We start from the raw sequence: 26,549 nt of genomic DNA, 5'->3' as shown, positions 1-26,549 counted from the left end.
TATTTTCGGTAAGGACAATGTTTTGATAAGTTGGAATTGTATTTTTTCCGTAGAAGGTGGTAAAAAAATATAAATTCTAACGATTATAAAATGACATTTAGACAATCGCTAAAATCTTAATATGGTTACTGGCAATAATATCTTCAACAAGTGTTCTGTTTTCTGTATCTTGAGTCCAGTTTTCAATGGGTGTTGCATCTGCCAGGTTGAGGATTGCTCGAATTATTTTTTCAGCTGTTGCTAAAGTACTGTTACTGACAGCAGCTTGTTGAACGTCTAACGCCTTGGAATACTCCTGTTCATTACTGCAAATTTCAATATTTTTCATATTGTTGGTCATGTACAGGATGCGCTGTAACGGCAAGGCAATATCTTTTTTTTCTACCTTATAAAACCAGTCCGAGTCATAGGCAATCCAGTCATTATGATTAATGTCGAGATGAGCCAGCAAAATTTCAGGACTGAGCAAACGGATAAAGGTCGATTGCAGTTCTATCACTAAATCTGTCTCTTGTTTTTTATTCATTTTAACTCTCCTAAAATTTTTTCTCTGCTCAATTTTTAATGTCTTCAATTCAATTGTTTTTTTAAACATATGCTTTGTATTTTTTTATGTAAACTTTAACTATTTAGATGAGGGTTGTAAATGAATGTTTATTTGTTGACTTTATTAATGCTTTTATCTCTGTGTGATTTAAAGCGTAAAAATCAGCGGGTAATTTTAAAATATATAATTTAAAAAAATCACAGATAACATGAACATATGAATTTCAGAAAAATATAACTGAGAAACATTTAAAAGTATTGAAACATAGCGGGGTTAGAGCAAAAGCATTTTATCTCTTATGGTGAATATAGCCGCTATATAACGGCCTATATAATTTTAATAGAGGAAGAGATAATCATGGCTAATCAAGATTCTAGAAACGATGATCAAGATAATAACTCAGGTACCTCAAACCGTGGATTCGCGAGCATGGATCCCGATCGATTACGGGAAATCGCAAGTAAGGGCGGACGTGCAGCCCATGCAAGCGGAAATGCGCATGAATTTACCACAGAGGAAGCCCGGGAGGCAGGACGTATTGCCCATTCCCGCGGAAATGCGCACGAATTTACCTCTGAAGAAGCACGTGAAGCAGGCTCTCTAAGTCACAGAAATGGTCGTCGTTCTAGCAGTCGTGACGATGAGGATGACGATTATGAGGATCGCGGTGGTCGCGGCCGAGGTCGTAGCCGCAATGACGATGACGACGATGATTATGATGATCGCGGCGGTAACCGTTCTGGTGGCCGAGGTCGCAGCCGTCGTGATGACGATGATGAAGATGATCGTGGTGGCAGCCGTTCCGGTGGTCGTGGCCGTAGCCGTCGTGATGATGACGATGAAGATGATCGTGGTGGCAGCCGCTCCGGTGGTCGTGGTCGCAGCCGTCGTGACGACGATGATGAAGATGATCGTGGTGGCAACCGTTCCGGTGGTCGAGGCCGTAGCCGTCGTGACGACGATGATGAAGATGATCGTGGTGGCAACCGTTCTGGTGGCCGAGGCCGCAGCCGTCGTGATGATGACGATGAAGATGATCGTGGTGGTAACCGCTCCGGTGGCCGAGGCCGTAGCCGTCGTGATGACGATGATGACGATGATGAAGATGATCGTGGTGGCAACCGTTCTGGTGGTCGTGGTCGCAGCCGTCGTGATGACGATGAAGATGATCGTGGTGGTAGCCGTTCCGGTGGTCGTGGTCGCAGCCGTCGTGACGACGATGATGAAGACGATCGTCGCGGTAACCGTTCAGGTGGTCGTGGCCGCAGCAGCAATGACGATGACGACGATGATTATGATGATCGTCGCGGCAACCGTTCCGGTGGCCGAGGTCGTAGCCGTCGTGATGACGATGATGAAGATGATCGTGGTGGCAACCGTTCTGGTGGTCGTGGTCGCAGCCGTCGTGATGACGATGAAGATGATCGTGGTGGTAGCCGTTCCGGTGGTCGAGGCCGCAGCCGTCGTGATGATGACGATGAAGATGATCGTCGAGGTGGCAACCGTTCCGGTGGTCGAGGCCGTAGCCGTCGTGATGATGACGATGAAGATGATCGCGGTGGCAACCGTTCCGGTGGCCGAGGTCGCAGCCGTCGTGATGATGATGAAGACGATCGTCGCGGTGGCAGCCGTTCTGGTGGCCGAGGCCGTAGCCGTTATGATGACGACGATGAAGATGGTGATCGTGGCAGCCGTGGGCGCGGCAATCAAAAACGCGATGAATACGGGCGCTTTACCAGCTAAATCCAGCGGTTTGATTGCATTCAATAATGGCCAGTGCTTTTTTAGCCTAAACCATTATTGAGTCACTCTTAAAGGATATTGAGTAAGTCTTTTACTCAATATCCTTTTTTAATGGGTATTTCATTTTTTGGCCGCTCAACAGCTTCTAGCAGCTCTAAAACTTTCGATCGAACTCAATATTCGCAGATCAATGATTGATCGCTTATTGCATAATCGTATGGCAGATAAGCGATCATGCTCAGCCTTTTAGATCAGTTATATGTGTAGCTTTTTTCGGTAAGTTTATTCTCGTAAATCAGTGCTGGTTTTGGTTCTTGCCAAAGTTGTTGGTAAAGCGTGATGATCTGTTCAATTGTGGGTACAACTGGATTATTTAACGGTGAACCTGAAGCCAATGCTTGCTCAGCCATAGTCTGTACCACCTGATCAAAATCACTTTTACTGACGCCAAATTCAGCTAAGCTGGGTACCGCCAAATCTCGATTAATTTCAATAAGCGTAGCAATGAGCTTTTGATTGGCGACCTCATCCGAGTCATCATAATCCGCACAGCCGATCGCTTTGGCACATTCTGCATAGCGTTCAGGCGCGGCTTGAACTGAAAATGCTGTGATGCTAGGTAACAACATGGCATTCGACAAACCATGAGGGACATGGAAAAAAGCACCAATTGGGCGGCTCATGCCATGCACTAATGCAATAGAGGCATTGGAAAAGGCAATGCCTGCCAACGTTGAGCCAAGCATCATCTTTTCACGGGCAGATTCATTGTTAGGCTGGTGATACGCTTTTTGCAAATTTGGGCCGATCAGTTTCATTGCAGCGATTGCTTGCGCATCACTATAGGGACTGGCTTTTTTACTCACATAGGCTTCCATGGCATGGGTCAGTGCATCAATTCCTGTATCTGCCGTGGTTCGGGCAGGCAGTGACATCGTCAGTTCATAGTCGATAATCGCTGCAACAGGTAAAAAGCCTAAACCCGCACAAAGCATCTTTTCGCTGGTCAGGTCATTGGTAATGATGGTGAAACGTGTACATTCAGAACCTGTTCCTGCTGTGGTCGGGATGGCAATAATCGGAAGGCCTATTTCATTGACTTGGCGGGGAAATTTATAATCAGCGATGACACCACCGTGTTTGCTTAAAATGCTGATCGCTTTTGCACTGTCTATCGGGCTGCCGCCACCAATCGCGATAATGGCATCATAAGCATGGTTTTTGACATGCTCAACACCTGTTTCAATCGAGCTCGACGTGGGTTCGGGAATGGTTTCATCAAAGTAATCACTGTCGATCTGTTCAGCCTTTAATATTGCTTGAATCTGTGCGATGTATCCTAGTGAAACCATCATCTTATCGGTAATGATCAGCGGTTTTTTTGCACCTAAACTTTTCAGAATCAGCGGAAGCTTGCTTCGTGCATTTTTGCCAATTTCCATAATCCTTGGCAGATTAATTTGATGAGACATTGTTATAAATCCTATTCTTGATTCTTGTATTTTTATATCGTGATACAACCTGTATCATTATTTATGTATATATTTTACCCGTACGCAAGTCAAACAAAAAAAGGCGTGGACTTTTCTAGAAACCAATCCTATGTACTCACTTCTATTTTTGACCTTGTGATTCAATTATTCATTATCTTGATCATTTAAAGCTGGAAAAAATTCATCTACAACTGCCTTATAGCAAAGTAATTTATCTGGAAAAGAGTCATCAATGACCTCATCGCATACCCTCAAAAATGCTCAACAACATCGTGTAGAAAGCTAAGCTGATGAAACGGGAATGGAAAGGCATCTGATCCGTCATAGAACTGTCATCACCTCAGACTATGCTGGTTCTACAACAACAAGAAACAGTTGGTTAGAGCATAAAAATAATAATTTTGATGTTTTCTAACACAACATTCTGATGGCTTCTGAACCCACTTCGGTGGGTTTTTATTTCCGAAGGAGTAAGGTCTAAAGTATATGTTTGAGCTAGAAAATAAAGTGCGCTTGAGACGGCAAAAAATGCGTAAAAGTGAGCAACTGTTTATCGCATATAAAAAGTTCCTGCAAGAAAAGAAGCGTCAGAATGATGAAAACAGTCGCCTGATTTTTATTGTCAATTATCTGGAAAAAATCAATTTTGCATTCTATGGCATGGATGGCAAACAACAGTTGATTACTGAACTGGAAAAATATTATAACGAAAATGAAATTCTGATCTAAGCCCATACATTATAGATAGAACCACCTGCCTCTTTAGGCAAGAACATTATTCCAGCTCAAGTTGATAGTCATCTTTGGTGACTTTGATTTTTATCTTTTTATACCTTCTTTTATTTGGATTTAAGGCTGAATCGGTGACTTCTGTGGCGAAGTTTGAATTTCCCATAAGATGATAATAGGCCTTATAACCAATTAAAATTTTTTGCGGTCGGGCACCATGTTCATGACTATACGCATCCAGCAGTTGGGTCAGTTTTTCGAAGGTTGATATCTCGGTCATGGTTAATGCTCTATTAAGGCCTTATTCATTATTTATTTAAACTAATCGAAGTTTGTTAAGAATTTAAGACAGTCACTCACATTTGAAGCCGCTTGTTTTCTAAAGCATTTAAGAGGGCTGGGTCATAAAATTTTCATATTCCAGCACTATTGTTTCTAGCAAATATTTTGCATAGTGATCGAAGGATGAAAAAGCGTTTTTGGGGTGGACTAATTTTAGCGGGCTGTAGCATGCAGACCTTTGCTTTAAATATTTTAATCGTCAACGATGATGGTTTAACCAGTAATGTCAAAGCGCTGTATGACGAGTTAAAGGCCAATGGTCATAGTGTGCTGGTCTCTGTGCCATGTTCACCGCAAAGTGGGCGTGGCGGGGCGATCGTGATGTACAGTGCCAGCGTAATTTCAGCAGACAATGATAAGCAGATTGCGGCTGAAAACGGCTGCCATAATGGAGCAGCAGCGATTGGGGCACCAGCCGCAGGCCCATTTAGCAAAGCCGGTTATAACAATGGCGACTGGAACTATGTGCACGGTACACCGGTTATGGCCACTGCGTATGGTCTGGATGTGGTTGCCAATAAGCGCTGGGGCAAAGCCCCGGATCTGGTCCTGTCTGGACCCAATGAAGGGCAGAATGTTGGTCGGGTGGTGGTTCATTCTGGCACGATTGGCAATGTACAGTTTTCGGCAGCCCGAGGCATTCCATCGATTGCCTTAAGTGCAGACTCCAATACGGTGGATGACAAGACCTTAAATAATGCCAATTCCGTGATTGTGGCAAAACAGACAGTCGTATTATTGAAAGAGCTGCAAAATAAAGCCGGACAGGGTACTTTGTTACCGAAAGGCATTACATTGAATGTCAACTTTCCAAAGAACTTAAGCACCAGCACGCCGTTCGCCTTCTCGAAAATTGGTAGCTATGACCTGTACAACTTTAATTTTAAAGTCAGCAAAGATGATAAAGGTGCTAATCAATACGGTTTAGGTTTTGGCATAAATTCCAGTGCCCCGACAGCAGCTCAGGCAACAGATGAAAGTGCGGTGGTGCAAAGCAAGATAGCAGTGACTGCAATGCAAGTGGCCTATGACCATCGTCCTGCAGCGCAACAATGGCTCAAGATCCGTCTTAAAAACCTGTTTAAATAAGGGGAAGGCCAATGCAACGTTGTTTATGGATATTACTTCTTGGCTTAGCCTTGAGCGCTTGTCATGATGACAACCATGACCGGCAAGAACAGCCCGTCGAGAAGCCTGAGCCAGTGCCTGCTTTAGCGGTGGGTACTTATTCGGTCAGTATCGAAACCGATCAGGAATTGCCGACAGTGGGTAAATACTATTCAGGCGCGGATGGCAGCAAGCTGCTGGTTTTGAATGATGAACAGGACCGTGCTCAGATCGTAATGCATTATGATGTAGCAACTAACACCTGGCATAGCAATCAAAGCGATAAAAATCTCAAGCTTGAGTTTGCCCATTATGAAAAAATTGCTGATCAAAAGCTAAGTGTGAATGAGCTGGTGGGACGCTATACCTTATCTTTGGCTGACGGCAGTTCAATTCCAGTTGAAGTGAAAGCGCAAGGACAAATGCTTTCACTCGATCAAAACTGTCGCTTTACAGCAAAAATCAGTGAAAGCGCATTGGCAAATACCGCGAGTTATCAATTCACTGAAAATAAATGTTCAGCCTTAAAGAATAATGAAAAAGGCTATATCGTGGTCGATCAGGAGCTGGAACCGGCTGCTTTCAGATTGTTATCAGATCGCATCGGTGCTCAGGATCTTTGGGCATTTCCATCCTAAAATGCGAGCATACCGATAAATGTGTGTTATCGGTATGCCTTCATCTTCTATATTCCTTATTTCTAGACCTTCTTGATTTTTATTCAAAATAATATTCTGCTTTTGAAGCGCTAATTTTCTGCTCTTGAGACCAATGTCTGATTTAGTTCATGGCATTTTTCTTTTTAAATTCTGTCTCCTGCAAGAATGAGCCCGAATGGAGCTTAAAAACAGCTGATGTTGGATAAGAAAAAACCTATAAAATTACACATAACATAATTTAATTATGTATTGCATAAATTAAATCTTTCTTGTAGCATGAATTTATGGTTGAGGGCCTATGCAGAAAAAGTTCATACTTTACGATTGCATGGGCTTACTTATGGAAGGAAAGGTTTCAACACGGATGCTTTTGACATACTTATAAAAACACCGGTGACCTTTTCTAAACGTAATGCATCGTAGTACCAGTTTGTTGAGTCAGCTTAGCTTAGCCAACACAAAACATGGGAATTTGCATTCACAACGGATGAATTAATCTAAATAAGGGAAACTAGATGGACATTTTAGATAACCCATTAGAACTATGTGGTTTTGCTTTTATTGAATTTGTTTCGACGGAAAATGGATTAGACCAGATCTTTGAAACAATCGGCTTTACCAAGGTGGCGAAGCATAAATCTAAAAAAGTTTATTTATGGCGCCAGGGTAATATCAATATCATTTTGAATTACCAGCCAGAATCCTATGCTTCATTCTTCTTTAAAGAACATGGTCCATCTGCATGTGCAATGGGCTTTAGAACCCGTGATGCAGCCAAGGCATTTAAAAATGCAATTGAACTGGGCGCAGAGCCGATGTACTCACAAGCGGGTCCAATGGAATTGAATATTCCTGCAATCAAGGGTATTGGTGGTATGCCAATCTTCCTGGTAGACCGTGATATTTATGAAAATGACTTTGTTTTCTTTGATGATGTCGAGCGTAATCCAAAAGGCGCAGGCTTAAATGAAATCGACCATTTAACCCATAACGTTTATAAAGGACGTATGGAATACTGGGCGAACTTCTATGAAAAAATCTTTAATTTCCAGGAAATCCGTTATTTCGATATTAAAGGTGAATATACCGGTTTAACTTCGAAAGCCTTGACTGCACCTGATGGCATGATCCGTATTCCATTGAATGAAGATTCAGACAAGGGTAACGGTCAGATTGCCGAGTTCCTTGCAGACTTTAATGGTGAAGGCATCCAGCATATTGCCTTTATTACCGATGACCTGATTTCAACATGGGACAAGTTAAAAGGTTTAGGCATGGAGTTTATGACAGCACCGCCTGAAACCTATTATGAAATGTTGAAAGAGCGTTTACCGGATCATGGCGAGCCAACTGAAGAGCTGCAAAAACGCGGTATCTTGCTGGATGGCAACACCAAAGATGGTCAGAAAAAACTGTTATTACAGATTTTCTCGCAAAACATGCTCGGGCCTGTCTTCTTTGAATTTATTCAACGTAAAGATGATGATGGTTTTGGCGAAGGCAACTTCAAGGCACTGTTTGAATCAATCGAGCGTGACCAGATTCGCCGTGGTGTATTAGAAGCAAAATAAGCTAAAACTGGCAGAAACGAAAAAAGCCAGAAAGTGAACTTTCTGGCTTTTTTTTGACTGTCTAAAAATTAACGGGTTTGAATATATTGATTGATGGCAGCCACTTCGCGTTTAAACAGTTCCAGTTTTTCACTACCTTCCTGTACCGAGAAAAACATTTCACTATCCAGCGCCACGATACAGAACTCCATCGAGTGATGGGCATTAAAAATTGGTAAACCGACCGCATTGATCCCGACCAGCAGATCGCCTTGTGCGATCGCCATACCGTGTTGCAGTGTGGTCTGTTTAAGGGCAAGGAACTCATCCCAATTGCTCGGTTTGATCGGGTAATGGTTCTGTGCAGCTTTATCCCATTCAGCCAGCATCAGCGGCTTAATGATTGCCTCTGGCATATAAGAGGCAAATACCCGTCCCGCAGCGGAGTTGATCAGAGGCATAACCGAACCCACTTTGGTGACAATTGAAATCGGGTGGTTTGACTCAATGGACTGCACCACGAGCGGGCCTCTAGGTGACCATTTACTGATCTGGATACCGCAACCAATCTTGTTTTGTAATTCGTAAATCAGATGCTGTACCAGTTGTAATACATCGGTATGCTGAATACAGTTTAGACCCAGACGCCATGCCTGATCACCCAAGGCATACTGACCATCTTCAAGCTGTTTGGCATAATTCATGCGGATCAGGCTGACCAGATAACGGTGAACCTTGGCAGGGTGCATATCCAGTCGGCTAGACAGTTCTTTTAATATAATCGGTTTGTTATGTTCCAAAAGGGCATTGAGTACGGCTAAACCGACCTCAAGTGATTGAACCCCACCAGATAACTTTTCTTCAATCATTCATTAACCCTTAATCTGCATACGTTCGCGATCCGTATTTCGTTTTACTGCAGTACATAATGCCTGAGCATGAGCTAAAATAGAAATCACCTTTTTAAATGATTTAAATAGGTGAATTGTATAAGCATACAATTGTTTTTAATCAGCTTACACGATATTTGTATGGCAAGCATCGATCGGCCATGAACAGCCGATACCTGACTTAAATTCAGGCAATAAAAATCGGCATTGAAGCGATAGATCCCCAATGCCGAACGCATGAAGATGAATTAGGCGCCTAATTCATCTTCATGTAGGAAGTGCGTATGGTGTGGGGCACGTTTGGTTCGGCTCCATTCGTCCAGCATTTCCAGTTTCATTTCTTCGGTAATGCGTGCAATTTTTGCATCAGCATGCACATCATTGTAGGTCAGCTCCAGACGGTGACCATTAGGATCAAAGAAATAGATCGAATGGAAAATACCATGGTTGGTGACACCGAGCACCTTGACCCCGTTTTCTTCCAGATGTGCTTTTGCTGTCATCAAGGCATCTAAGTCTTCAACTTCAAAGGCAATATGTTGCACCCATTGTGGTGTATTTTCATCACGTCCCATTTCAGGCTGGGTCGGGAGTTCGAAAAATGCCAGTACATTGCCTTGTCCGGCATCGAGAAAGAGATGCATATAAGGATCGAAGGCTTTGGTAGACGGCACATGGTCTTCTGCAAAGGCCAGAATGAAATCCATGTTGAGCATTTTTTTATACCATTCCACGGTTTCTTTGGCATCTTTACAGCGATAGGCCACATGGTGAATTTTTTTAATTGCAAAGCTCATGATAAAACTCCTTTTATCGCTATTCCCAATCTGGTTGTTGTTCTGGTGCAGCATGTAAAAATGCTGGAAGGGTTAGACAATGTTGATAAATCGATTCAATTTTTGGAAAAGCGCTTAAATCTATTTTGAAGCGCTTGGCGTTATAGACCTGAGGAATCAAGCAACAGTCAGCAAAAGTGGCTTGTGTGCCAAAACAGAATTGCCCATTGGAATGCTGCAACTGTTTTTCCAGACTTTTAAAGCCTTCAATAATCCAGTGCTGATACCATTGATTTTTTTGCTCATCGCTGACCGCAAGATCATTTTTGAGATATTTCAACACTCTCAGGTTATCCAGCGGATGAATGTCACAGGCGATGACCTGAGCAAAGGCCCGTACTTGAGCGCGCTCAATCACATCTTTAGGCAACAGTGGCTTTTCTGGATACTGTTCTTCCAGATATTCCAAAATACTGAGTGACTGTGAAAGCGCCTGATCCTGATCAATCAGCGTAGGAACAAGTTGGCTTGGATTCAGCGCAACATAATTTGCCTGTTGCTGTTCATTTTTGACTAAATGAACAGGCTGAGTTTCATAGGCAATCTGTTTCAGGTTCAGCGCAATACGGACACGGTACGCGGCCGAGCTACGAAAATAGCTATACAGTTTCATAGCGCTCGTCCTTTTGTTCATTAAAAGCAAAGTGACGTGCGGGTAAAATGGTATTGGCAACTTCGCCAAAGCCCACGCGAATGCCATCTTTTTCACAATAACCTTTCATGACCACACGATCGCCGTCTTCAAGGAAACCACGTGTTTCACCGTTGGATAGCTGAAGTGGCTTGGTGGTATTCCAGGTCAACTCAAGCAAGCTGCCGTAAGAGTTTTCAGTTGGCCCTGAAATAGTACCAGAGCCCATTAAATCGCCAACCTGAACATTACAGCCTGCAATGGTGTGGTGGGTCAGTTGTTGTGCCATTGACCAGTACATATATTTAAAGTTGGTCTGGCAAATCACTTCTGCTTGTTGTGCTTGAGGGGTTTGCACTTCAACACTCAGATGAATGTCATAGCTGTTGGCAACATTTTCCTGTAAGTAAGCAAGAGGTTGCGGTTGTTGTTCCGGGCCTTGCACTTTAAATGGCGTTAGGGCTTCCATGGTGACGATCCAGGGAGAAATCGCGCTGGCAAAAGTCTTGGCATTGAACGGGCCCAGCGGAACATATTCCCATTGCTGGATATCACGTGCTGACCAGTCGTTTAAGAGCACCATTCCAAAGATATGATCCCATGCATTTTCAATCGCAATCGGTTCACCCAGTTCAGTCGCTTTACCCACCACAAACGCCGTTTCCAGCTCAAAGTCGAGCTTGCGTGTTGCTGAAAAAACAGGACGTTCTTCATTCGGTAACTTGATCTGACCAGAAGGGCGGACAATATCTTTACCACTGACGATTACAGAGCTGGCACGACCATTATAGCCTACTGGCAGTTCGCTCCAGTTAGGGAGCAGTGCATTTTTCGGGTCTCTAAACATGGTGCCCACATTGGTGGCATGTTCTTTAGATGAGTAGAAATCGGTGTAACCAGGCACATGCACAGGTAAATGCAGGGTAATGCTGTCTTGTTTGAATAAGGCTTTCTGGCGTAAGTCTGTGTTATCGCGTAATGCAGGATTTTCAGCAGACAGTAAGCTTTGTAAGGTTTTACGAACGGCTTGCCAGTTTTGTTTACCGGTCTCGATAAATTTATTCAGTGTGGTTTGATTAAAACAGTTCGGCACACTGCTGTGGAGTAGGCCATCTGCTTCCAAAGCTGCAAGATCGAGTACCCAGTCACCAATCGCAACACCAACACGCTGATCTCCTTGGGCTGTTTCGCTAAAGATTCCGTAAGGCAAATTATGAATTGTGAAATCTGATTGTGGATCAATCTCAAGAAAAGAGTTTAATTGTTGCGCCATGTTGTACCTTCCTTGTCTCTCATTCTGTGAAAAACGTTTAAATTTTTATCTTGCTATGTTCAAGCTTTTGAAAAAACGATACATATTTTTCGTCTTATCCATTGAGCTGTCTTGGCTCAAGCAAGAAATATCGACTTTATGATTTCTATCATACTGAAAATAATTAATTACGCAATACATAATTTAATTACATTATTCATAATATTTGTTATTTATTGAATTTTCTGTTTATATGCGCGGTTATCTGAAAAGTAAATCAAATATTTTTTGATTAGAGGTAGGCATTGGTGATTAATTTATGATATACGTAATTTTAGATAAAAAAATTACGCTACAAGGACGAGAATAATCATATGTCAAAACAGGAGCAAGGAAACCTGAAACATGGTTTAAGCAATCGGCACATCCAGCTTATCGCGCTAGGTGGTGCAATTGGTACAGGTCTGTTTCTCGGGATTTCCCAATCAATCAAGTTGGCAGGCCCCTCGGTCATATTGGGTTACGCGATTGCAGGACTGATTGCATTTTTAATGATGCGTCAGTTAGGTGAAATGGTCGTACAAGAGCCAGTGAGTGGTTCATTCAGTCATTTTGCCTATAAATACTGGGGCTCATTTGCAGGCTTTATGTCGGGCTGGAACTATTGGGTACTCAATGTTCTGGTGTGTATGGCAGAGTTGAGTGCAATTGGTCTCTATATTCAGTATTGGTGGCCTGAAATACCGACCTGGGTTTCAGCACTGGCTTTCTTTATTTTAATTAACGGTATCAACCTGTTACACGTCAAATTTTTTGGCGAAATGGAGTTCTGGTTTTCCATTGTCAAGATTCTGGCAATTCTGGCCATGATCGCCTTTGGTTCCTATTTGCTAGCAACCGGCACAGCAGGGCCACAGGCCAGCATCAGTAACCTTTGGGCATTAGGTGGATTCTTCCCGTTTGGTGTTGAAGGTTTAGTCATGGCGATGGCAGTCATTATCTTTGCCTTTGGTGGCATCGAGTTGTTTGGGATTACTGCAGCTGAAGCGCGTGAACCGGATAAAACCCTACCCAAAGCCGTCAATCAGATTATTTACCGTATCCTGATTTTCTATATTGCGACACTTTTCATTCTGTTTGCATTATTTCCTTGGAACCAGATGGCACAAGGTGGAAGTCCATTCGTGATGGTGTTTGCCTCACTGGATAGCCAGGGTGTAGCGACTTTACTTAACTTTGTGATTCTGACCGCAGCCGTATCAGTTTATAACGGGACCAGTTATTGCAGCAGCCGTATGCTATTAGGTCTGGCTCAACAAGGCAATGCACCGAAATTCCTCAAGCATATCAATAAGCGCGGGATCCCAACCAATGCTGTTTATCTTTCAGCTTTTGTAACGGTTTTGTGTGTATTGTTGAACTATGCATTTCCTGAAAAAGCATTTGGTCTATTGATGATGCTGGTGGTGGCTGCCATTGTGATTAACTGGGTGGTGATTTCGTGGACACATCTCAAGTTCCGTAAAACCATGCAGGCTCAAGGCGTTACAACCAAATTTCCAAGTATTGCCTATCCATTTAGTAATTATCTTTGCATGATCTTTATGCTGGGAATCTTGGTGGTCATGTCATTAACACCAGATATGCGTATTGCGGTGATGATGATTCCTGGCTGGATTCTGTGTTTAATGCTGGCGTATTATTTGAAGCAGCGTAAGTTGAAAAATGCGCAACCCAGTGTTGCCTTGAATACAGATGCATAAATTTTGAATAAATGATGTAAATAAAAGGGCTGAATTTTCAGCCCTTTTTGTTAAGAAAAATAAGATTGAATTTAAATTATTTTTAGAAAATTCTCTTTGCAAATAACGGATCAGATCTTGTCGATGGATAAATGAGTGAGATTCTTTTTTAGAAAGGGCTTTTTTTATTCATGTATATCGTATACGATATTCAAAATGTAGAGTAAGCCAATTTATCTAATATTCGTTTTTAAATTGGAAGCACACGAATGCATAACCATGAATGGTTTTAATCTTGATGATAGAGGAATAATTATGAGCAATATTTTTACAGGATGTATCCCGGCGTTGATGACTCCATGTACACCTAACCGTGAGCCTGATTTTGATGCGCTTGTGAAAAAAGGGCACGAACTGATTGAAGCTGGAATGAGTGCGGTTGTATATTGCGGCTCAATGGGGGACTGGCCGTTATTGACCGAAGCTCAGCGTCAAGAAGGTGTCGCTCGTCTGGTAGCTGCGGGTATCCCGACAATTGTGGGAACTGGTGCAGTGAATACTAAAGAAGCAGTCTCTCATGCGGCACATGCTGAAAAAGTGGGTGCGCACGGATTGATGGTTATTCCTCGAGTGTTGTCACGTGGCGCTTCTCCAGCCGCACAAAAAGCCCATTTTTCTGCCATATTAAAAGCTGCACCAAATCTGGCTGCGGTCATTTATAACAGCCCATATTATGGCTTTGCTACTCGCGCTGACTTATTTTTTGAGTTACGTCGTGAATTCCCGAATTTAATCGGTTTCAAAGAATTTGGCGGTGCGGCTGATATGCGCTATGCGGCGGAGTTTATTACTTCGCAAGATGAGTCTGTCACCTTGATGGCGGGTGTGGATACCCAAGTCTTTCATGGTTTTGTGAACTGTAATGCAACAGGGGCAATTACAGGAATTGGCAATGCATTACCGAAAGAAGTTTTACAGCTGGTGGATTTAAGCAAAAAAGCTGCAGCAGGTGATGCGAAAGCACGTCGCTTGGCTCAAGAGCTGTCTGGTGCTTTAGAAGTACTTTCATCATTCGATGAAGGAACAGATCTGGTTCTTTATTATAAGTACTTAATGGTACTGAATGGGGATAAAGAATACAGTTTGCATTTCAACGAGACAGATGCATTAAGTGAATCTCAGCGCAAGTATGTTGAAACGCAATATGCATTGTTCCGTACTTGGTATCGTAATTGGTCTGCTGAGATCTGAGTAAGCTCTGTTAATTTTAAAAAAGGCTAGGAAATCTAGCCTTTTTTAGTTCTGATAAGCTGGTTTAGATCTCAGTCCTTTTTTTTAGTCAGCACGATCACGCATAGCAAAATCAAGACTAGTCCTAAATAGCTATTAAACGTCAGGCTTTCCCCGACTAAATAGACAGCCAATAAGGTGGCCACCGGAATTTCTACCAAAGCTAAAGTCATGGCTTGGCTGGCAGGAATACGTTTTAGTCCAAAGCTAAAAAATAAATACCCCAGAAACATGGGAACAAGGGGAATATAGAGTGCTACCCAGATATTCGTTGCATAATCGAATAAGTGAGTTGCTGTAATGAACAGGGTTGGAAATAAGAGAACCGCTGAAATACCAAAAATAACGCCCATTGCAGCCCTTGAATCCACCCCTTCATGAATGAGGTTTTTCATGATCCAGGAGTAAGTCGCATAGCTGAGACTGGAAAGCAGCCCAAAAAATATACCTAGGATATGCTCAGAAGAAATAACCTGATCTTGAGGGCGATGGTCACTGGAAAAACAAAGAAAAACAATTCCAGTGAAACCGAGAACAAAGCTGATGAACCATTGCAGAGAGAGCTTACGTTTGTCGAAAAACCATTCCAGCAAAACTGAAAATAAAGGAGCGCAACCAATTGAAATGACAGTTCCGACCGATACTCCTGCCAAAGAGACAGAGGAATAAAAAGCAAAAGGGCAAAGGATTGAAACAATAACGGCGATGCAAATCTTGGTCTTGAAATTAAACAGTTTTAGGTAATTTTTTTGAATTGCTTTAAAACTGAGACATGCGTGAATTAAGCCGCCGAAACATACTGAAAGGCTGGCGATGACGATTGGGCTGATCCCCTTAGCAAAAGAAGCTGCTGTGCCTGCGCTTCCCCATAAAAAAGCAGCAAATAATACAGATAGGAAACCAGTGTAATAATTGAGGGAAAAAGCTGGTTTGGTTGGCATATTCATAAAGATTGGCTCAAACGTGAAAGCTTTTACGCAGACATTGTTGTACAGGGTAAAATGGTTTACCGTGCATAATTAAAGACTGAGTTGAGTGCTAAGAGAGAAGTTGACGTTTTCCCGTCATAAGAAATTAGAGTATGCCTGTGTATTACGATTTTAACTTGAATAAAAACTTCATCTTGATGACGATTTCAGCATAGTGAATAGTCATTTTGTCAATAAAATTGTATAAGGTATACTTTAACCAATGGTTCATTTTTTAAAAAATCTGTTCATGTCGCAGGTCAAAATGATTAATAAAATTGATTTGATCAATGCTAAACTAGATTGAATAAATATGTTTATAAAAAGCTATGATTTCAATATATTGGATGAGTTCAAAGCTTTTCTTTTTTGTCATATCTTGAGGTAAAGAGAATATCCGTGACGCTACCATCTTTTAATGTATCGGATTTAGGTGCACTACCTTCAGTGTCTGAAGTGATTGTGAAATATATTAGAGAGGCAATTATTGCTGGACATATTGCTGAAGGTGAACCAATTCGTCAGGATGAAATTGCCAAGCTTTTTAATGTCAGTAAAATCCCGGTTCGTGAAGCTTTGAAGCAACTTGAGACAGAAGGTCTGGTTGAGTTCAAAAAGAATCGTGGTGCTATTGTTACCCGTATTTCTGAAGAGGAACTGGCACAGATTTTTGAGGTACGGGTGATGCTGGAAACCAAACTGATCCAGTTGGCTGTGCCGAACATGACCGAACAGACTTATCGGAAAGCAGAAGAAATTTGTAATGCTTTTATTGACACGATGGATATCGGAAGCTGGACCACACTAAACTGGCAATTGCATGCCTGTCTGTATGAACCAGCACAACGTCCCTATATGCTCAGTTTGATCCGTTCGATTTACGACAAGATTGAGCGTTATCTCAGGCTACAAATGAATGTCTCATCCGGTAAATCCAGAGCCAATGATGAACATAAAGAAATTGTGAAAGCCTGCAAAGCGAAAGATGTTGATTTGGCGGTCAGGTTGATTGAAGAGCATATTAATGGTGTGTGTCAGTCATTATATGAACATCTGCCACATTACAAGGCGAACAAAAAATAAGTGTAGTTGATGTTTGTCCCTTATTGCTATGAGTTAAATTAGGTCCAATGACCTAATTTTTTTGTCTTTGATTTTTAAAAAAGTTCTCGTCTAAAACTATGCCGATTTCGTCATATTTTAAGTCGAAAATGATCAAGCCTGATATGTTCTGTTGAGTCATCCTAGAAAAAAATGAAAGGATATTCGGATGAAAACAGTAAAGGTTTTGGATTCACATACAGGTGGAGAACCGACCCGATTAGTGCTTGAGGGTTTTCCAGATCTGGGCTCAGGCGATATGGAAAGCCGCCGTAAGATCTTGTCAGAACAATATGATCATTTCCGTACAGCAACCATGTTGGAACCACGGGGTAATGATGTTCTGGTTGGTGCTTTATTATGTAAACCTGTTAACCCTAAAGCCAGTGCTGGCGTGATTTTTTTTAATAACACAGGTTACTTGGGCATGTGTGGTCATGGAACCATTGGCTTGGTGGCTTCCTTGGCACACCTGGGACAAATACAAGTAGGCACCCACTTAATCGAAACGCCTGTAGGAGATATTGAAGCGACCCTGCATGAGGATGGTTCGGTCAGTGTCCGCAACGTACCTGCATATCGTTACCAAAAAGCGGTCGAAGTTGAAATAGCACAGTATGGAAAAGTGACTGGCGATATCGCTTGGGGGGGAAATTGGTTCTTCCTGATCAATGACCATGGTCAAAGTGTTACAAGTGATCATCTAGAACAACTGACTGAATACGCATGGACCGTGAGACAAGCACTAAACGCGCAAGGGATCACAGGCAAGGATGGACAGGAAATCGACCATATCGAGTTATTCACAAGTGATACCGAGGCGGACAGTAAAAATTTTGTGTTGTGCCCTGGAAAAGCTTATGACCGTTCACCCTGTGGAACCGGAACCAGTGCAAAAATTGCGTGTTTGGCGGCCGATGGCAAACTCGAGCCAGGAACGTTATGGAAACAGGCCAGCATCATTGGAAGTCAGTTTGTTGCGTCTTATGAACAGGCTGGGGAATATGTGATTCCGACGATTCGGGGTGAAGCTTATATGAGTGCCGAAGCCATTTTGTTTATGGATGAAAAGGATCCATTTGCCTGGGGCATTCAGCTATGAGCACCGATGTAATTGTCATTGGTGCAGGTATTGTCGGAGCGGCCTGTGCTTATGAGTTGGCACGGCAAGGACTAAGTGTCCTTGTTTTAGATGCGCGTATAGGAGGTGCGACAGCCGCAGGCATGGGGCATTTGGTGATTATGGATGATTTGGAAGCCGAACTCCAACTCAGTCATTGGTCGGTTCAGTTGTGGCATACATTGGGAAAGCAGCTTTCAGAAGAATGTGCCTATCGTCAGATTCCAACCTTGTGGCTTGCGAGCAGCGCTGAAGAAATGCAGGTTGCCGAAGAAAAATACCAACGACTTAGCGCACAAGGCGTCAGGTGCCAGCTCCGGTCTAGCGAAGAAATTCGCCAGCTTGAACCCCATTTAAAACAGGGTGTTTATGGTGGATTAGAAGTGTTGGATGATGGGATTCTATATGCACCCTGTGCTGCCGAATGGTTACTAAAACAATTTCCACAGCAGATTCAGTACCAACAAAGCAAAGTGACTGTCATTGAAGAAAATCGGGTTCAAGTGAGTGATGGAATCTGGTTGGAAGCAGAACATATTATTCTGGCAAATGGCATTCATGTGACAGATTTTTTCCCCGAGTTACCTATTGAGCCTAAAAAGGGGCATTTGGCTATTACCGATCGTTATCCTGAATTAAAGGTACAACATACACTGGTGGCCTTGGCCTATGCTGCCAGTACACAAGCCACCAGTGGTATCTCAGTTGCTTGTAATATCCAGCCTAGGCCGACAGGCCAGCTGTTTATTGGCTCATCGCGCCAGTTTAATACTGTCGATCCGACAGTCGAGCCAGAAGTTTTTACTCGTGTACTTAAAGAAGCGGTGGACTATTTTCCAGCATTGGCCGATCTCAATATTATTCGGGCATGGACGGGTTTTCGTGCAGCAACACCAGATGGCATTCCAGTCATTGGGCGGCATCCGGCTTTTCGGTCCGTTTATTTAGCCGTAGGTCATGAAGGACTCGGGGTGACCACGGCTACAGGTACGGCAAAGCTGATTGCTTCACATATCTGTAGATTGCCTTTCGGTATTGATCCTGAACCTTTTTTACCTGATCGTTTTATTGGAGCTGTATAAATGATCCAGCTTTTTATTAACGGCAATTGCTTGACTGTGATGGATGGAATGACCGTTGCTGCTGCTTTGGCGCAGGCAAAATCCTATAGCCGTGTGTCTGTTCGTGGGGAGCAACGTACTCCTTTTTGTGGCATGGGCGTTTGTCAGGAGTGCCGTGTCAAGATTAACGGGTTTAGAGTATTGGCTTGCCAAACATTGTGTCAGCAAGGCATGCAGGTGGAAACGCAATAATGAAAACAGAATATGATATTGTGATTGTCGGTGCCGGTCCCGCAGGCTTATCCGCTGCCATTGCAGCTGCTGAAAGCGGGGAGCGTATATTAATACTGGATAATAATCCTCAGGCCGGCGGTCAGATTTGGCGGGCAGGGCCGATTTTTCCAGATCCAGAACTGGCGCAACAAACATATAGGCAGATCCAAACCAAACCTAATATTGAGTTTATGTTTGGTGCCAAGATTGTCGCAGCACCTTTTACTGGCCAATTACTGGTTGAGCGCGCGCATGACAGTCTGAATGTGACTTATCGCCAGTTGATACTATGTACAGGTGCCAGAGAACTCTTCTTACCCTTTCCCGGCTGGACATTGCCGGGCGTAACAGGCGCAGGTGGTTTGCAGGCTTTGGTCAAGGCCGGTACGCCTGTACACGATGAGCGTATTGTTATTGCCGGATCAGGCCCCTTGTTATTGGCTAGCGCTGATACAGCTAAAAAAGCTGGAGCGCAGGTATTATATGTCGCTGAGCAGGCGAATCATTCGACAGTACGAAAGTTTGCTCTACAGCTTTGGCGTTGGCCTGCAAAAATCTTTCAGGCATTGTCATTACCTCATCGCTTATATCAACCTGACAGTTATGTTGTGGAGGCCATTGGACAAGAACGCCTTGAACGCGTACGACTGCAAACTCCAAAAGGCATTATCGAGGTTGAGTGTGATCGTCTGGCTTATGGTTTTGGCCTGATCCCAAATATCCAACTCGGACAGTTGCTGGGATGTCAGATCAAAGATCAGGCCATCGTTGTCGATGAATATCAGCGTAGTTCACAACCACAGGTTTTTGCGGCAGGTGAGTGTACCGGTTTTGGAGGGAGTGAATTGGCTATAGTTGAAGGGGCTATTGCCGGTTATGCTGCAATTGCTCAATATGAAAAAGCAAGGCAGTTCTTTGCCAAAAAACAGCGTTATCAACGATTTGCCACTTTGCTTCAGAAAAGTTTCAAGTTACGTTCTGAGTTAAAAACATTGGCCCGTCCACAAACGATTTTTTGCCGCTGTGAAGATGTAAGGTTTGATCAGGTTGCTGAAAGAGCGAACTGGATCGATGCAAAGTTGCATACACGTTGTGGAATGGGTGCTTGTCAGGGAAGTACCTGTGCGACTGCAGCAGCTTGCTTATTTGACTGGCCACTTTCTAGTGCTCGACCACCCTTACTGCCGACACGGGTAAAAAGCTTAATGTCGATGACGACATGTTCTTTAAATCAAAAATAAAATGTTCTAGAGTAGGACAGTGATTATTTCGGTTCTGCTCTAGCTCATGTCCTTGGCTCATATTCCTCAACTCACTTCAACATTAGACGATTTTCTAAAGAATCTGGAAAATATAGAACCTTTATTCGATGCTTTGTCTTCAGTGGTTTTTTTTATTAAAAATACGGAAGCACGCTATGTGTTTGTCAATCGAACTCTGGTCAATCGGTGTGGGTTAAAAGAGAAAGCAGCCTTGCTGGGGAAAACTTCGGAAGAGGTTTTCCCCCATTCACTCGGTAAAATATATACATCACAAGATCTGCAAGTGATTCGCCGTGGCAAAAAACTTTCTGAGCAGCTTGAACTTCATTTGTATGCGAAAAACCAGTCAGGATGGTGTTTAACCTATAAAGAGCCTTTATTTGATCCTGCTGGCAAGCTGGTGGGGATAGCTGGAATTTCCAATGATTTGAATGTGCCAGAAAATACCCATCCCGCATTTTATAAAATGGTGCAAGTTGAGGAATATATCAAGAAAAATTATGCTGAAACAATTACTTTGGCTCATTTGACTGCAATTGCCGGGGTATCAGTTGCACAGTTAGAACGGTACTGTAAAAAAATTTACCATTTAACGCCACGGCAAATGATTAGCAAGATTCGTTTGCAAGTCGCAACAGAACTATTGGCAACAGATTTAGCCATTACCGAGATTGGCTTACGCTGTGGTTATACCGACCATAGTGCATTTTGCCGTCAATTCAAACTACATACAGGCATGTCGCCGACTTTATTTAGAGGTACATATAAAGCCACTAAATCGTACGGAAAGTTGATAAACGAATCCTGAAATAGGCCTGTTCAGCGAGACGGCCTATTTCATCAACGTGTATTAGCAAGAAGTTTTTTTATCCTCGAATGCCAAAGAGCGACCTTTTGTTTCTTTGACCAGCAGGATTGAAATAATGGAAATTAGACTTGCTGCAACCAGATAAAGTGAAATAGGAGTCGAGCTATTAAATTCTTTCAATAGACTAAGGGCAATGAGTGGAGCGAGGGAACCCGCCATGATTGGTGCAACCTGATAGCAAAAAGACAGAGCGGTATAACGAATATGTGTTGGGAACAATTCTGTCATGAGAGCTGAATAGGGTGAATAAGTCATTGATTCAATAAACAGGCCAAGCACAATCGCCAACATGATGAGCCAATCATTGCCTGTATCCATTAAAGGAAAACCGATAAATCCCCAAAATGCCGTAAGGATTGCACCAATCAGATAAATTGGTTTACGCCCGAAAACATCACTTAAATGTCCCATCAGTGGAATAATGAAGAAATGAATCAGATGTGCTCCAAACATCAAGAGCAAAATCTGGGAAGTATCTTTATGCACCACAAGCTTTAAATAACTGATCGAAAAGGTCACCACCATATAGTACAAGATGTTTTCAGCAAATCTGGCTCCAATCCCCGCAATCACTGATTTCTTATGATATTTTAAGACTTCAATAATCCCCAGTTGCTGATTCTCAATAAGTTGCTGTTTTGCTTGTGCCTGCTTAAATACGTCGGCATCGTCAACATTCTTACGAATCCATAGACCAATCAGTACCACCACGGCCGAGAACCAGAAGGCACAGCGCCATCCCCAATCTAAAAATTGTTCTGGGGACAGGTTTTTAGATAAAAGCAGGAGCACCAGCGTTGCGACCAGATTTCCCAAAGGAACTCCGGTTTGGGGCCAGCTAGCCCAATATCCGCGTCGATCATCAGGACTATGTTCGGAAACCAGAATAACTGCGCCGCCCCATTCACCGCCAAAAGCAAAGCCCTGAATTAAGCGTAGGATCACCAGTAGTGTCGGGGCCCAATAACCAATTTGATGAAAACTTGGAATGCAGCCCATTAAAAAAGTGGTTATGCCCACAATAATCAGGCTGATTTGTAATAGTTTTTTTCGGCCAAATTTATCACCATAATGACCGAATACTAAACCACCAATAGGCCTAGCCAGAAAGCCAACAGCATATAAGGCAAAGGCAGCCAAAATACCATCAATAGCGCTGCCTGTTTGTTGAAAGAACAGTTCGCCAAAGACCAGTGCTGAAGCTGTGCCGTAGAGAAAAAATTCGTACCATTCTGCAACGGAGCCAACCATAGAGGCGGCAACCACCTTTTTTAAAGTTGTCATAGATTAATATCCTTATTCAAACGCTTCTCTACTGATGAGAGCTGTATGGGTTTGAGTCTCTTGTTTTGTATTTTTATTGGTATACAGATGAATCACCTGTAATTCAGATTTTTAGATTGAAATAAAAAGGAGTTCATTGTCGGCAATGAACTCCTGAATAATTTTAAAGTGCAGCTGCGGTCATTGCTCCATTGACCAAACGCAGAATCCCAAGCGGATTGGCATTTTGCAGGGCAGGTGGTAGTAAATGATCAGGGTAGTTTTGATAACACACCGGGCGAAGGTAGCGTTCAATAGCCAGAGTACCGACTGAAGTTCCGCGTGCATCTGAAGTGGCTGGATACGGTCCGCCATGTACCATTGCATCACAAACTTCAACACCCGTTGGATAACCATTAAGCAGCAGGCGCCCAGCCTTTTCTTCTAATAATGGAATAAGTACGGAGAAGTCATTGAGATCTTGTGCTTCAGCGATTAAAGATGCGGTAAGTTGACCGCGCAAACCAGCCAGAGCAAGGCTCAGTTGTTGGGCAGATTCAACTTCAATTACAATCGTTGTTGGTCCAAAGACCTCTTCCTGCAATAATTCATCCTGTTCAAGTAGCAGGGATACATCTGCTTTAAACAGCTGAGGATGGGCCTGGTTTCCCTGTTGTGCCTGCCCCGCTAAATGTTGGATTTTAGCATGGGCAAGTAATGCATCCAGTCCCTGTTGATAGCTCTGTAAGGTACCTTTGTTCAACATGGTTTGTGACGGCTGCTGTGCCATATGCTGAGTGAACTGGATTAGGAACTGACTAAATTCAGGCGATTTTATACCAAGAATTAAACCCGGATTTGTACAGAATTGACCGCAACCTAAAACAACCGAAGCACTCAGCTCTGCCGCAATTTTATCACCACGGACCTTTAAGGCCTCAGGGAGCAGAATCATCGGGTTAATGCTCGACATTTCTGCGAATACTGGAATCGGCTCAGGGCGTGCAGCTGCAAGATCACATAAAGCTTGCCCTCCTTTTAAAGATCCTGTAAAACCCACAGCTTTAATCAGTGGATGTTTAACCAGGGCCTCACCTACACCTTGCCCATAGATCATGCTGAATATCCCGTCTGGTAAGGCACATTTTTTAATTGCAGTACTAATGGCCGTTGCAATATATTCTGCAGTTGCCATATGGCCGCTGTGCGCTTTGACAATAACGGGACAACCCGCGGCAAGCGCCGAGGCAGTATCTCCGCCAGCTGTCGAAAATGCCAGTGGGAAATTACTTGCGCCAAACACCGCAACCGGGCCAATACCAGTTTTGTATTGGCGTAAATCTGGACGGGCTAAGGGTTGGCGTTCTGGCAAAGCCTGATCGATACGTGCTCCTAAATAGTCGCCACGACGTAGCACTTGGGCAAATAAACGTAACTGGCCTGTGGTTCGCCCGCGTTCACCACGGATACGCGCTTCAGGTAAGGCAGTTTCCTGACAGACGATGCTGATGAACTGATCATCTAGTGCATCTATTTCATTGGCAATGCTTTCAAGTAAATGGGCACGTTCAGCGGGAGAGGTTTGTTTAAATACGGCAAATGCGACATATGCGGCTTGAGCTGCTTGATTCACTTCTTCTGCTGTAGCCTGAGCAAACTGATAAGGTAGGCGCTCACCAGTACTTGCATCATAACTGAAAACAGCTTTCTCGCCTGCGCTTGAGCGTTGACCTGCAATAAAGTTCTGACCTGAAAGATTAAACATATTCTTCCTCATGTGATGGAAATGAAAATTAATACGAGGCCTTCTTTTAAAATAAGTTTGAAAGTAGGCTGTGTTTATGTTGACGAATCGATTGAAAATTTTTGAGAGGCAGGTTTGCTCAGCGTATTTCATATACAATGCTTGGCAGCTACAACATCTCGACAATTGGCTTTCTCTGTAAGGATCGTTATTAAGCTTCGTTGTCATCTTTGATCATGGCTTTTGGCAAACCTGAATTGATACCCCAGTAGTAACAAGCGATCGCAATCACCATAACCAGTAGGGTATCCATAGGTGCTACAAGCACATGGGAAGCACCTTCACCAAAACTACCTAAATAGGATGCAACGATCATTAAAATGTAATAGCTAATGAGCCAGCCAGAAGATTTCAATTGTTGAGCCAAACTGACTTCATGTGTTGGTACATAGCGTTTAAAGAGCACATAAAGAACGAACAAGACAATTTGTGAACCAAGTAACCACGAAATCACATTCCAGCCAGACCAATACACAATAAATGAAGCAATGATGAAAGAAACCGGACCAAGAAATGTAAAGCCTTTTACGAAGAATGGGCGTGGTAAATCCGGTGCATTACGGCGTAAAGCACCGACAGTAATTGGGGCAAGCGCATAACTGAGAACCAATGCGGCTGAAACTACAGAGATAAGCTTTTCCCAAGAAGGAAATGGCATGGTCCAAAACAGTGATAATGCAAAAGTCAGCCATAATGCATAACGCGGAATACCTGATTTCGGGTCCACTCGAGTAAAGATACGGAAAAATGTATTACTGTTTGACCAGGCATAGATGACCCGTGGCGTGGCTGCCATATAGATATTACCGCAACCGGAAGGTGAGATAATGGCATCGGATACGACCAGCATGGCTAGCCATCCTAAACCCAGTAACATGGCAATATCACGATAGGGAAGCGGGAACTGATTGCTTAGGCCTTGCCAACCATGATTTAACATATCTGTTGGTACTGCCCCTAGAAAAGCAACTTGTAATACCACATAAATCACGGTGGCCAGGACAACAGATAAAATCAAGGCAAATGGAATGGTGAATTGTGGGCGTTTTACTTCACTTGCAACAGAAATAATAGGCGTGAGACCGAGATATGCAAAAATAATCCCACCTGCTGAAACAGCGCCTTGTACGCCTTGTGCTCCCATTGGTGCAAATTCAGTCATGCTAAAATTTGCAGGTTTAAAGTGATACAGGAGGGCTACAATGACTAAAACGGGGACTGCAAACTTCAAAATACTAATAATATTATTGGCGACAGCAAAAGTCTTGATACTGAAATAATTGAGCGCAAAAAACAGACATAACAGTGCAAATTGAAATAGCCAACCGATAACACTCGGTGAGCGGATACCATCATGGATAACTGTCAGTGAGGGAAACCAGGCGGCTGCATATTCACGGGCTGCAACCACCTCAATGGCGATCAGGCTTGAAAATGCAATGACCGTAATTGAACCAAGCAGGTATCCTTGTAAGGGGCCATGGGAAAATACCGGATAGCGGATAATCCCTCCAGCTCTAGGCAGAGCAGCGCCGAGTTCACAATAGATAATTCCTAAAATGAGAACGGCAAAACCGCCAATCAGCCAGGAAATAATACCTGCGGGACCAGCTTGTGCCGCGACATGGCTGGCAGAAAATAACCATCCTGAACCAAATATGGCACCTAAACCAATGAAGGTGAGATCCATGAGTGAGAGTTGTTTCTTAAATTGACCTGACATCACGTTTTCCTTAACGGTATTGCTCTAGTTATTTTGAATATCGTATACGATATAATTTTAATGGTAAATAGAAATGTATTACATTTTTGAATTTGATCATTAATAAATAATTAAGTAATTGAAATTTATTGTTAAATTTACAAGTAGATCAGAGTAAGGTTAATCGGCTAAGCTGGTGTTTTAGAGCAATGGCAAAAAAGACAAATAAATTTGCTGTAGCAAAAGTTTAGAAAGAATCTGAAAGAGATAGGGCATTAGCGCATTTCAAGGTATCATGCACTTCCTGAAGCCGATT

24 protein-coding genes are annotated in these 26,549 nt (G+C 43.0%); 13 read left to right on the top strand and 11 right to left on the bottom strand.

All coding sequences use genetic code 11. The features are described 5' to 3' along the window. Positions 1-97: 97 nt before the first annotated feature. Positions 98-526: a hypothetical protein gene (locus tag IEV39_RS06435; protein ID WP_005285436.1), complete on the bottom strand. Its 429-nt coding sequence runs from the start codon at positions 524-526 to the stop codon at positions 98-100. 378 nt (positions 527-904) lie between these two features. On the opposite strand from IEV39_RS06435, the gene IEV39_RS06430 reads away from it, so the two are divergent. After that, positions 905-2,290 carry a KGG domain-containing protein gene (locus IEV39_RS06430; protein ID WP_151027120.1) on the top strand — a complete coding sequence of 462 codons (1,386 nt, stop codon included), beginning with the start codon at positions 905-907 and terminating at the stop codon, positions 2,288-2,290. 251 nt (positions 2,291-2,541) lie between these two features. On the opposite strand, the gene IEV39_RS06425 is transcribed toward IEV39_RS06430, so the two are convergent. Continuing rightward, complete coding sequence (locus IEV39_RS06425; RefSeq protein WP_005285442.1) at positions 2,542-3,762, bottom strand: iron-containing alcohol dehydrogenase; 1,221 nt, start codon at positions 3,760-3,762, stop codon at positions 2,542-2,544. 507 nt (positions 3,763-4,269) lie between these two features. Between IEV39_RS06425 and IEV39_RS06420 the strand changes: the two genes are divergently transcribed. Then, on the top strand, positions 4,270-4,512 hold the full coding sequence (locus tag IEV39_RS06420; protein ID WP_005230111.1) for a hypothetical protein: 243 nt from the start codon (positions 4,270-4,272) through the stop codon (positions 4,510-4,512). Between the two features lie 46 nt (positions 4,513-4,558). Here IEV39_RS06420 and IEV39_RS06415 read toward each other — a convergent pair whose 3' ends face one another. Then, positions 4,559-4,792: a hypothetical protein gene (locus IEV39_RS06415; RefSeq protein ID WP_005285444.1), complete on the bottom strand. Its 234-nt coding sequence runs from the start codon at positions 4,790-4,792 to the stop codon at positions 4,559-4,561. A gap of 185 nt (positions 4,793-4,977) precedes the next feature. On the opposite strand from IEV39_RS06415, the gene IEV39_RS06410 reads away from it, so the two are divergent. From IEV39_RS06410 to hppD, 3 genes are all read left to right on the top strand, one after another. Beyond that, entirely contained in the window at positions 4,978-5,943 is a 966-nt protein-coding gene (locus IEV39_RS06410; RefSeq protein WP_005285446.1) for a 5'/3'-nucleotidase SurE, read from the top strand. Between the two features lie 11 nt (positions 5,944-5,954). Beyond that, positions 5,955-6,599: a hypothetical protein gene (locus IEV39_RS06405; RefSeq protein WP_005285448.1), complete on the top strand. Its 645-nt coding sequence runs from the start codon at positions 5,955-5,957 to the stop codon at positions 6,597-6,599. Positions 6,600-7,135: 536 nt separating this feature from the next. Then, entirely contained in the window at positions 7,136-8,191 is a 1,056-nt protein-coding gene (hppD, locus tag IEV39_RS06400) for a 4-hydroxyphenylpyruvate dioxygenase (RefSeq protein ID WP_005230119.1), read from the top strand. 68 nt (positions 8,192-8,259) lie between these two features. Here the strand turns inward: hppD and IEV39_RS06395 are convergent, their stop codons facing one another. From IEV39_RS06395 to fahA, 4 genes are all read right to left on the bottom strand, one after another. Then, positions 8,260-9,039, bottom strand: coding sequence for an IclR family transcriptional regulator (locus tag IEV39_RS06395; RefSeq protein ID WP_005285450.1), 780 nt, complete (start codon positions 9,037-9,039; stop codon positions 8,260-8,262). 269 nt (positions 9,040-9,308) lie between these two features. After that, on the bottom strand, positions 9,309-9,857 hold the full coding sequence (locus tag IEV39_RS06390; RefSeq protein ID WP_005230124.1) for a VOC family protein: 549 nt from the start codon (positions 9,855-9,857) through the stop codon (positions 9,309-9,311). 19 nt (positions 9,858-9,876) lie between these two features. Beyond that, a complete protein-coding gene (maiA, locus tag IEV39_RS06385) occupies positions 9,877-10,509 on the bottom strand; it encodes a maleylacetoacetate isomerase (RefSeq protein ID WP_005285453.1) in 633 nt (210 codons plus the stop codon). Next, positions 10,496-11,800, bottom strand: a complete 1,305-nt coding sequence (gene fahA, locus IEV39_RS06380; protein ID WP_005285455.1) for a fumarylacetoacetase — start codon at positions 11,798-11,800, stop codon at positions 10,496-10,498. Before fahA ends, maiA begins: the two co-directional genes overlap by 14 nt. A gap of 353 nt (positions 11,801-12,153) precedes the next feature. Here fahA and IEV39_RS06375 point away from each other — a divergent pair, with 353 nt between their 5' ends. Together IEV39_RS06375 and IEV39_RS06370 are read left to right on the top strand one after the other, a co-directional pair. Continuing rightward, entirely contained in the window at positions 12,154-13,542 is a 1,389-nt protein-coding gene (locus IEV39_RS06375) for an amino acid permease (protein WP_005285457.1), read from the top strand. A gap of 294 nt (positions 13,543-13,836) precedes the next feature. Further along, the gene (locus tag IEV39_RS06370) at positions 13,837-14,772 is read left to right on the top strand and encodes a dihydrodipicolinate synthase family protein (protein WP_005285459.1); all 936 of its coding nucleotides are present in this window, start codon (positions 13,837-13,839) and stop codon (positions 14,770-14,772) included. A gap of 71 nt (positions 14,773-14,843) precedes the next feature. On the opposite strand, the gene IEV39_RS06365 is transcribed toward IEV39_RS06370, so the two are convergent. Next, positions 14,844-15,758: a DMT family transporter gene (locus IEV39_RS06365; protein ID WP_005285460.1), complete on the bottom strand. Its 915-nt coding sequence runs from the start codon at positions 15,756-15,758 to the stop codon at positions 14,844-14,846. Between the two features lie 420 nt (positions 15,759-16,178). On the opposite strand from IEV39_RS06365, the gene IEV39_RS06360 reads away from it, so the two are divergent. From IEV39_RS06360 to IEV39_RS06335, 6 genes are all read left to right on the top strand, one after another. After that, positions 16,179-16,862, top strand: a complete 684-nt coding sequence (locus IEV39_RS06360) for a GntR family transcriptional regulator (RefSeq protein WP_005285464.1) — start codon at positions 16,179-16,181, stop codon at positions 16,860-16,862. A gap of 187 nt (positions 16,863-17,049) precedes the next feature. Continuing rightward, positions 17,050-17,982: a 4-hydroxyproline epimerase gene (locus IEV39_RS06355; protein WP_005285466.1), complete on the top strand. Its 933-nt coding sequence runs from the start codon at positions 17,050-17,052 to the stop codon at positions 17,980-17,982. Continuing rightward, positions 17,979-19,082: an NAD(P)/FAD-dependent oxidoreductase gene (locus IEV39_RS06350; RefSeq protein WP_005285469.1), complete on the top strand. Its 1,104-nt coding sequence runs from the start codon at positions 17,979-17,981 to the stop codon at positions 19,080-19,082. The genes IEV39_RS06355 and IEV39_RS06350 overlap by 4 nt, the downstream gene beginning before the upstream one ends. Beyond that, entirely contained in the window at positions 19,083-19,313 is a 231-nt protein-coding gene (locus IEV39_RS06345; RefSeq protein WP_005285471.1) for a 2Fe-2S iron-sulfur cluster-binding protein, read from the top strand. Then, on the top strand, positions 19,313-20,575 hold the full coding sequence (locus IEV39_RS06340) for an FAD-dependent oxidoreductase (protein WP_005285473.1): 1,263 nt from the start codon (positions 19,313-19,315) through the stop codon (positions 20,573-20,575). The genes IEV39_RS06345 and IEV39_RS06340 overlap by 1 nt, the downstream gene beginning before the upstream one ends. 46 nt (positions 20,576-20,621) lie before the next feature. Further along, on the top strand, positions 20,622-21,404 hold the full coding sequence (locus tag IEV39_RS06335; RefSeq protein ID WP_005285475.1) for an AraC family transcriptional regulator: 783 nt from the start codon (positions 20,622-20,624) through the stop codon (positions 21,402-21,404). Positions 21,405-21,446: 42 nt separating this feature from the next. On the opposite strand, the gene abaF is transcribed toward IEV39_RS06335, so the two are convergent. The 3 genes from abaF to IEV39_RS06320 all read right to left on the bottom strand — a co-directional run bounded on the left by abaF (position 21,447) and on the right by IEV39_RS06320 (position 26,254). Beyond that, positions 21,447-22,748 carry a fosfomycin efflux MFS transporter AbaF gene (abaF, locus tag IEV39_RS06330; protein ID WP_005285478.1) on the bottom strand — a complete coding sequence of 434 codons (1,302 nt, stop codon included), beginning with the start codon at positions 22,746-22,748 and terminating at the stop codon, positions 21,447-21,449. Between the two features lie 163 nt (positions 22,749-22,911). Continuing rightward, positions 22,912-24,492, bottom strand: a complete 1,581-nt coding sequence (locus IEV39_RS06325) for an aldehyde dehydrogenase (NADP(+)) (protein ID WP_005285488.1) — start codon at positions 24,490-24,492, stop codon at positions 22,912-22,914. A 190-nt stretch (positions 24,493-24,682) separates the two neighbouring features. Beyond that, a complete protein-coding gene (locus tag IEV39_RS06320; RefSeq protein ID WP_005285492.1) occupies positions 24,683-26,254 on the bottom strand; it encodes an APC family permease in 1,572 nt (523 codons plus the stop codon). Positions 26,255-26,549: the final 295 nt, after the last annotated feature.

This window comes from Acinetobacter courvalinii, from assembly GCF_014635545.1.
GTDB lineage: Bacteria > Pseudomonadota > Gammaproteobacteria > Pseudomonadales > Moraxellaceae > Acinetobacter > Acinetobacter courvalinii.
The sequence above is the reverse complement of the archived record's forward strand: the minus strand, read 5'-3'. Positions and strand labels throughout refer to the sequence as shown.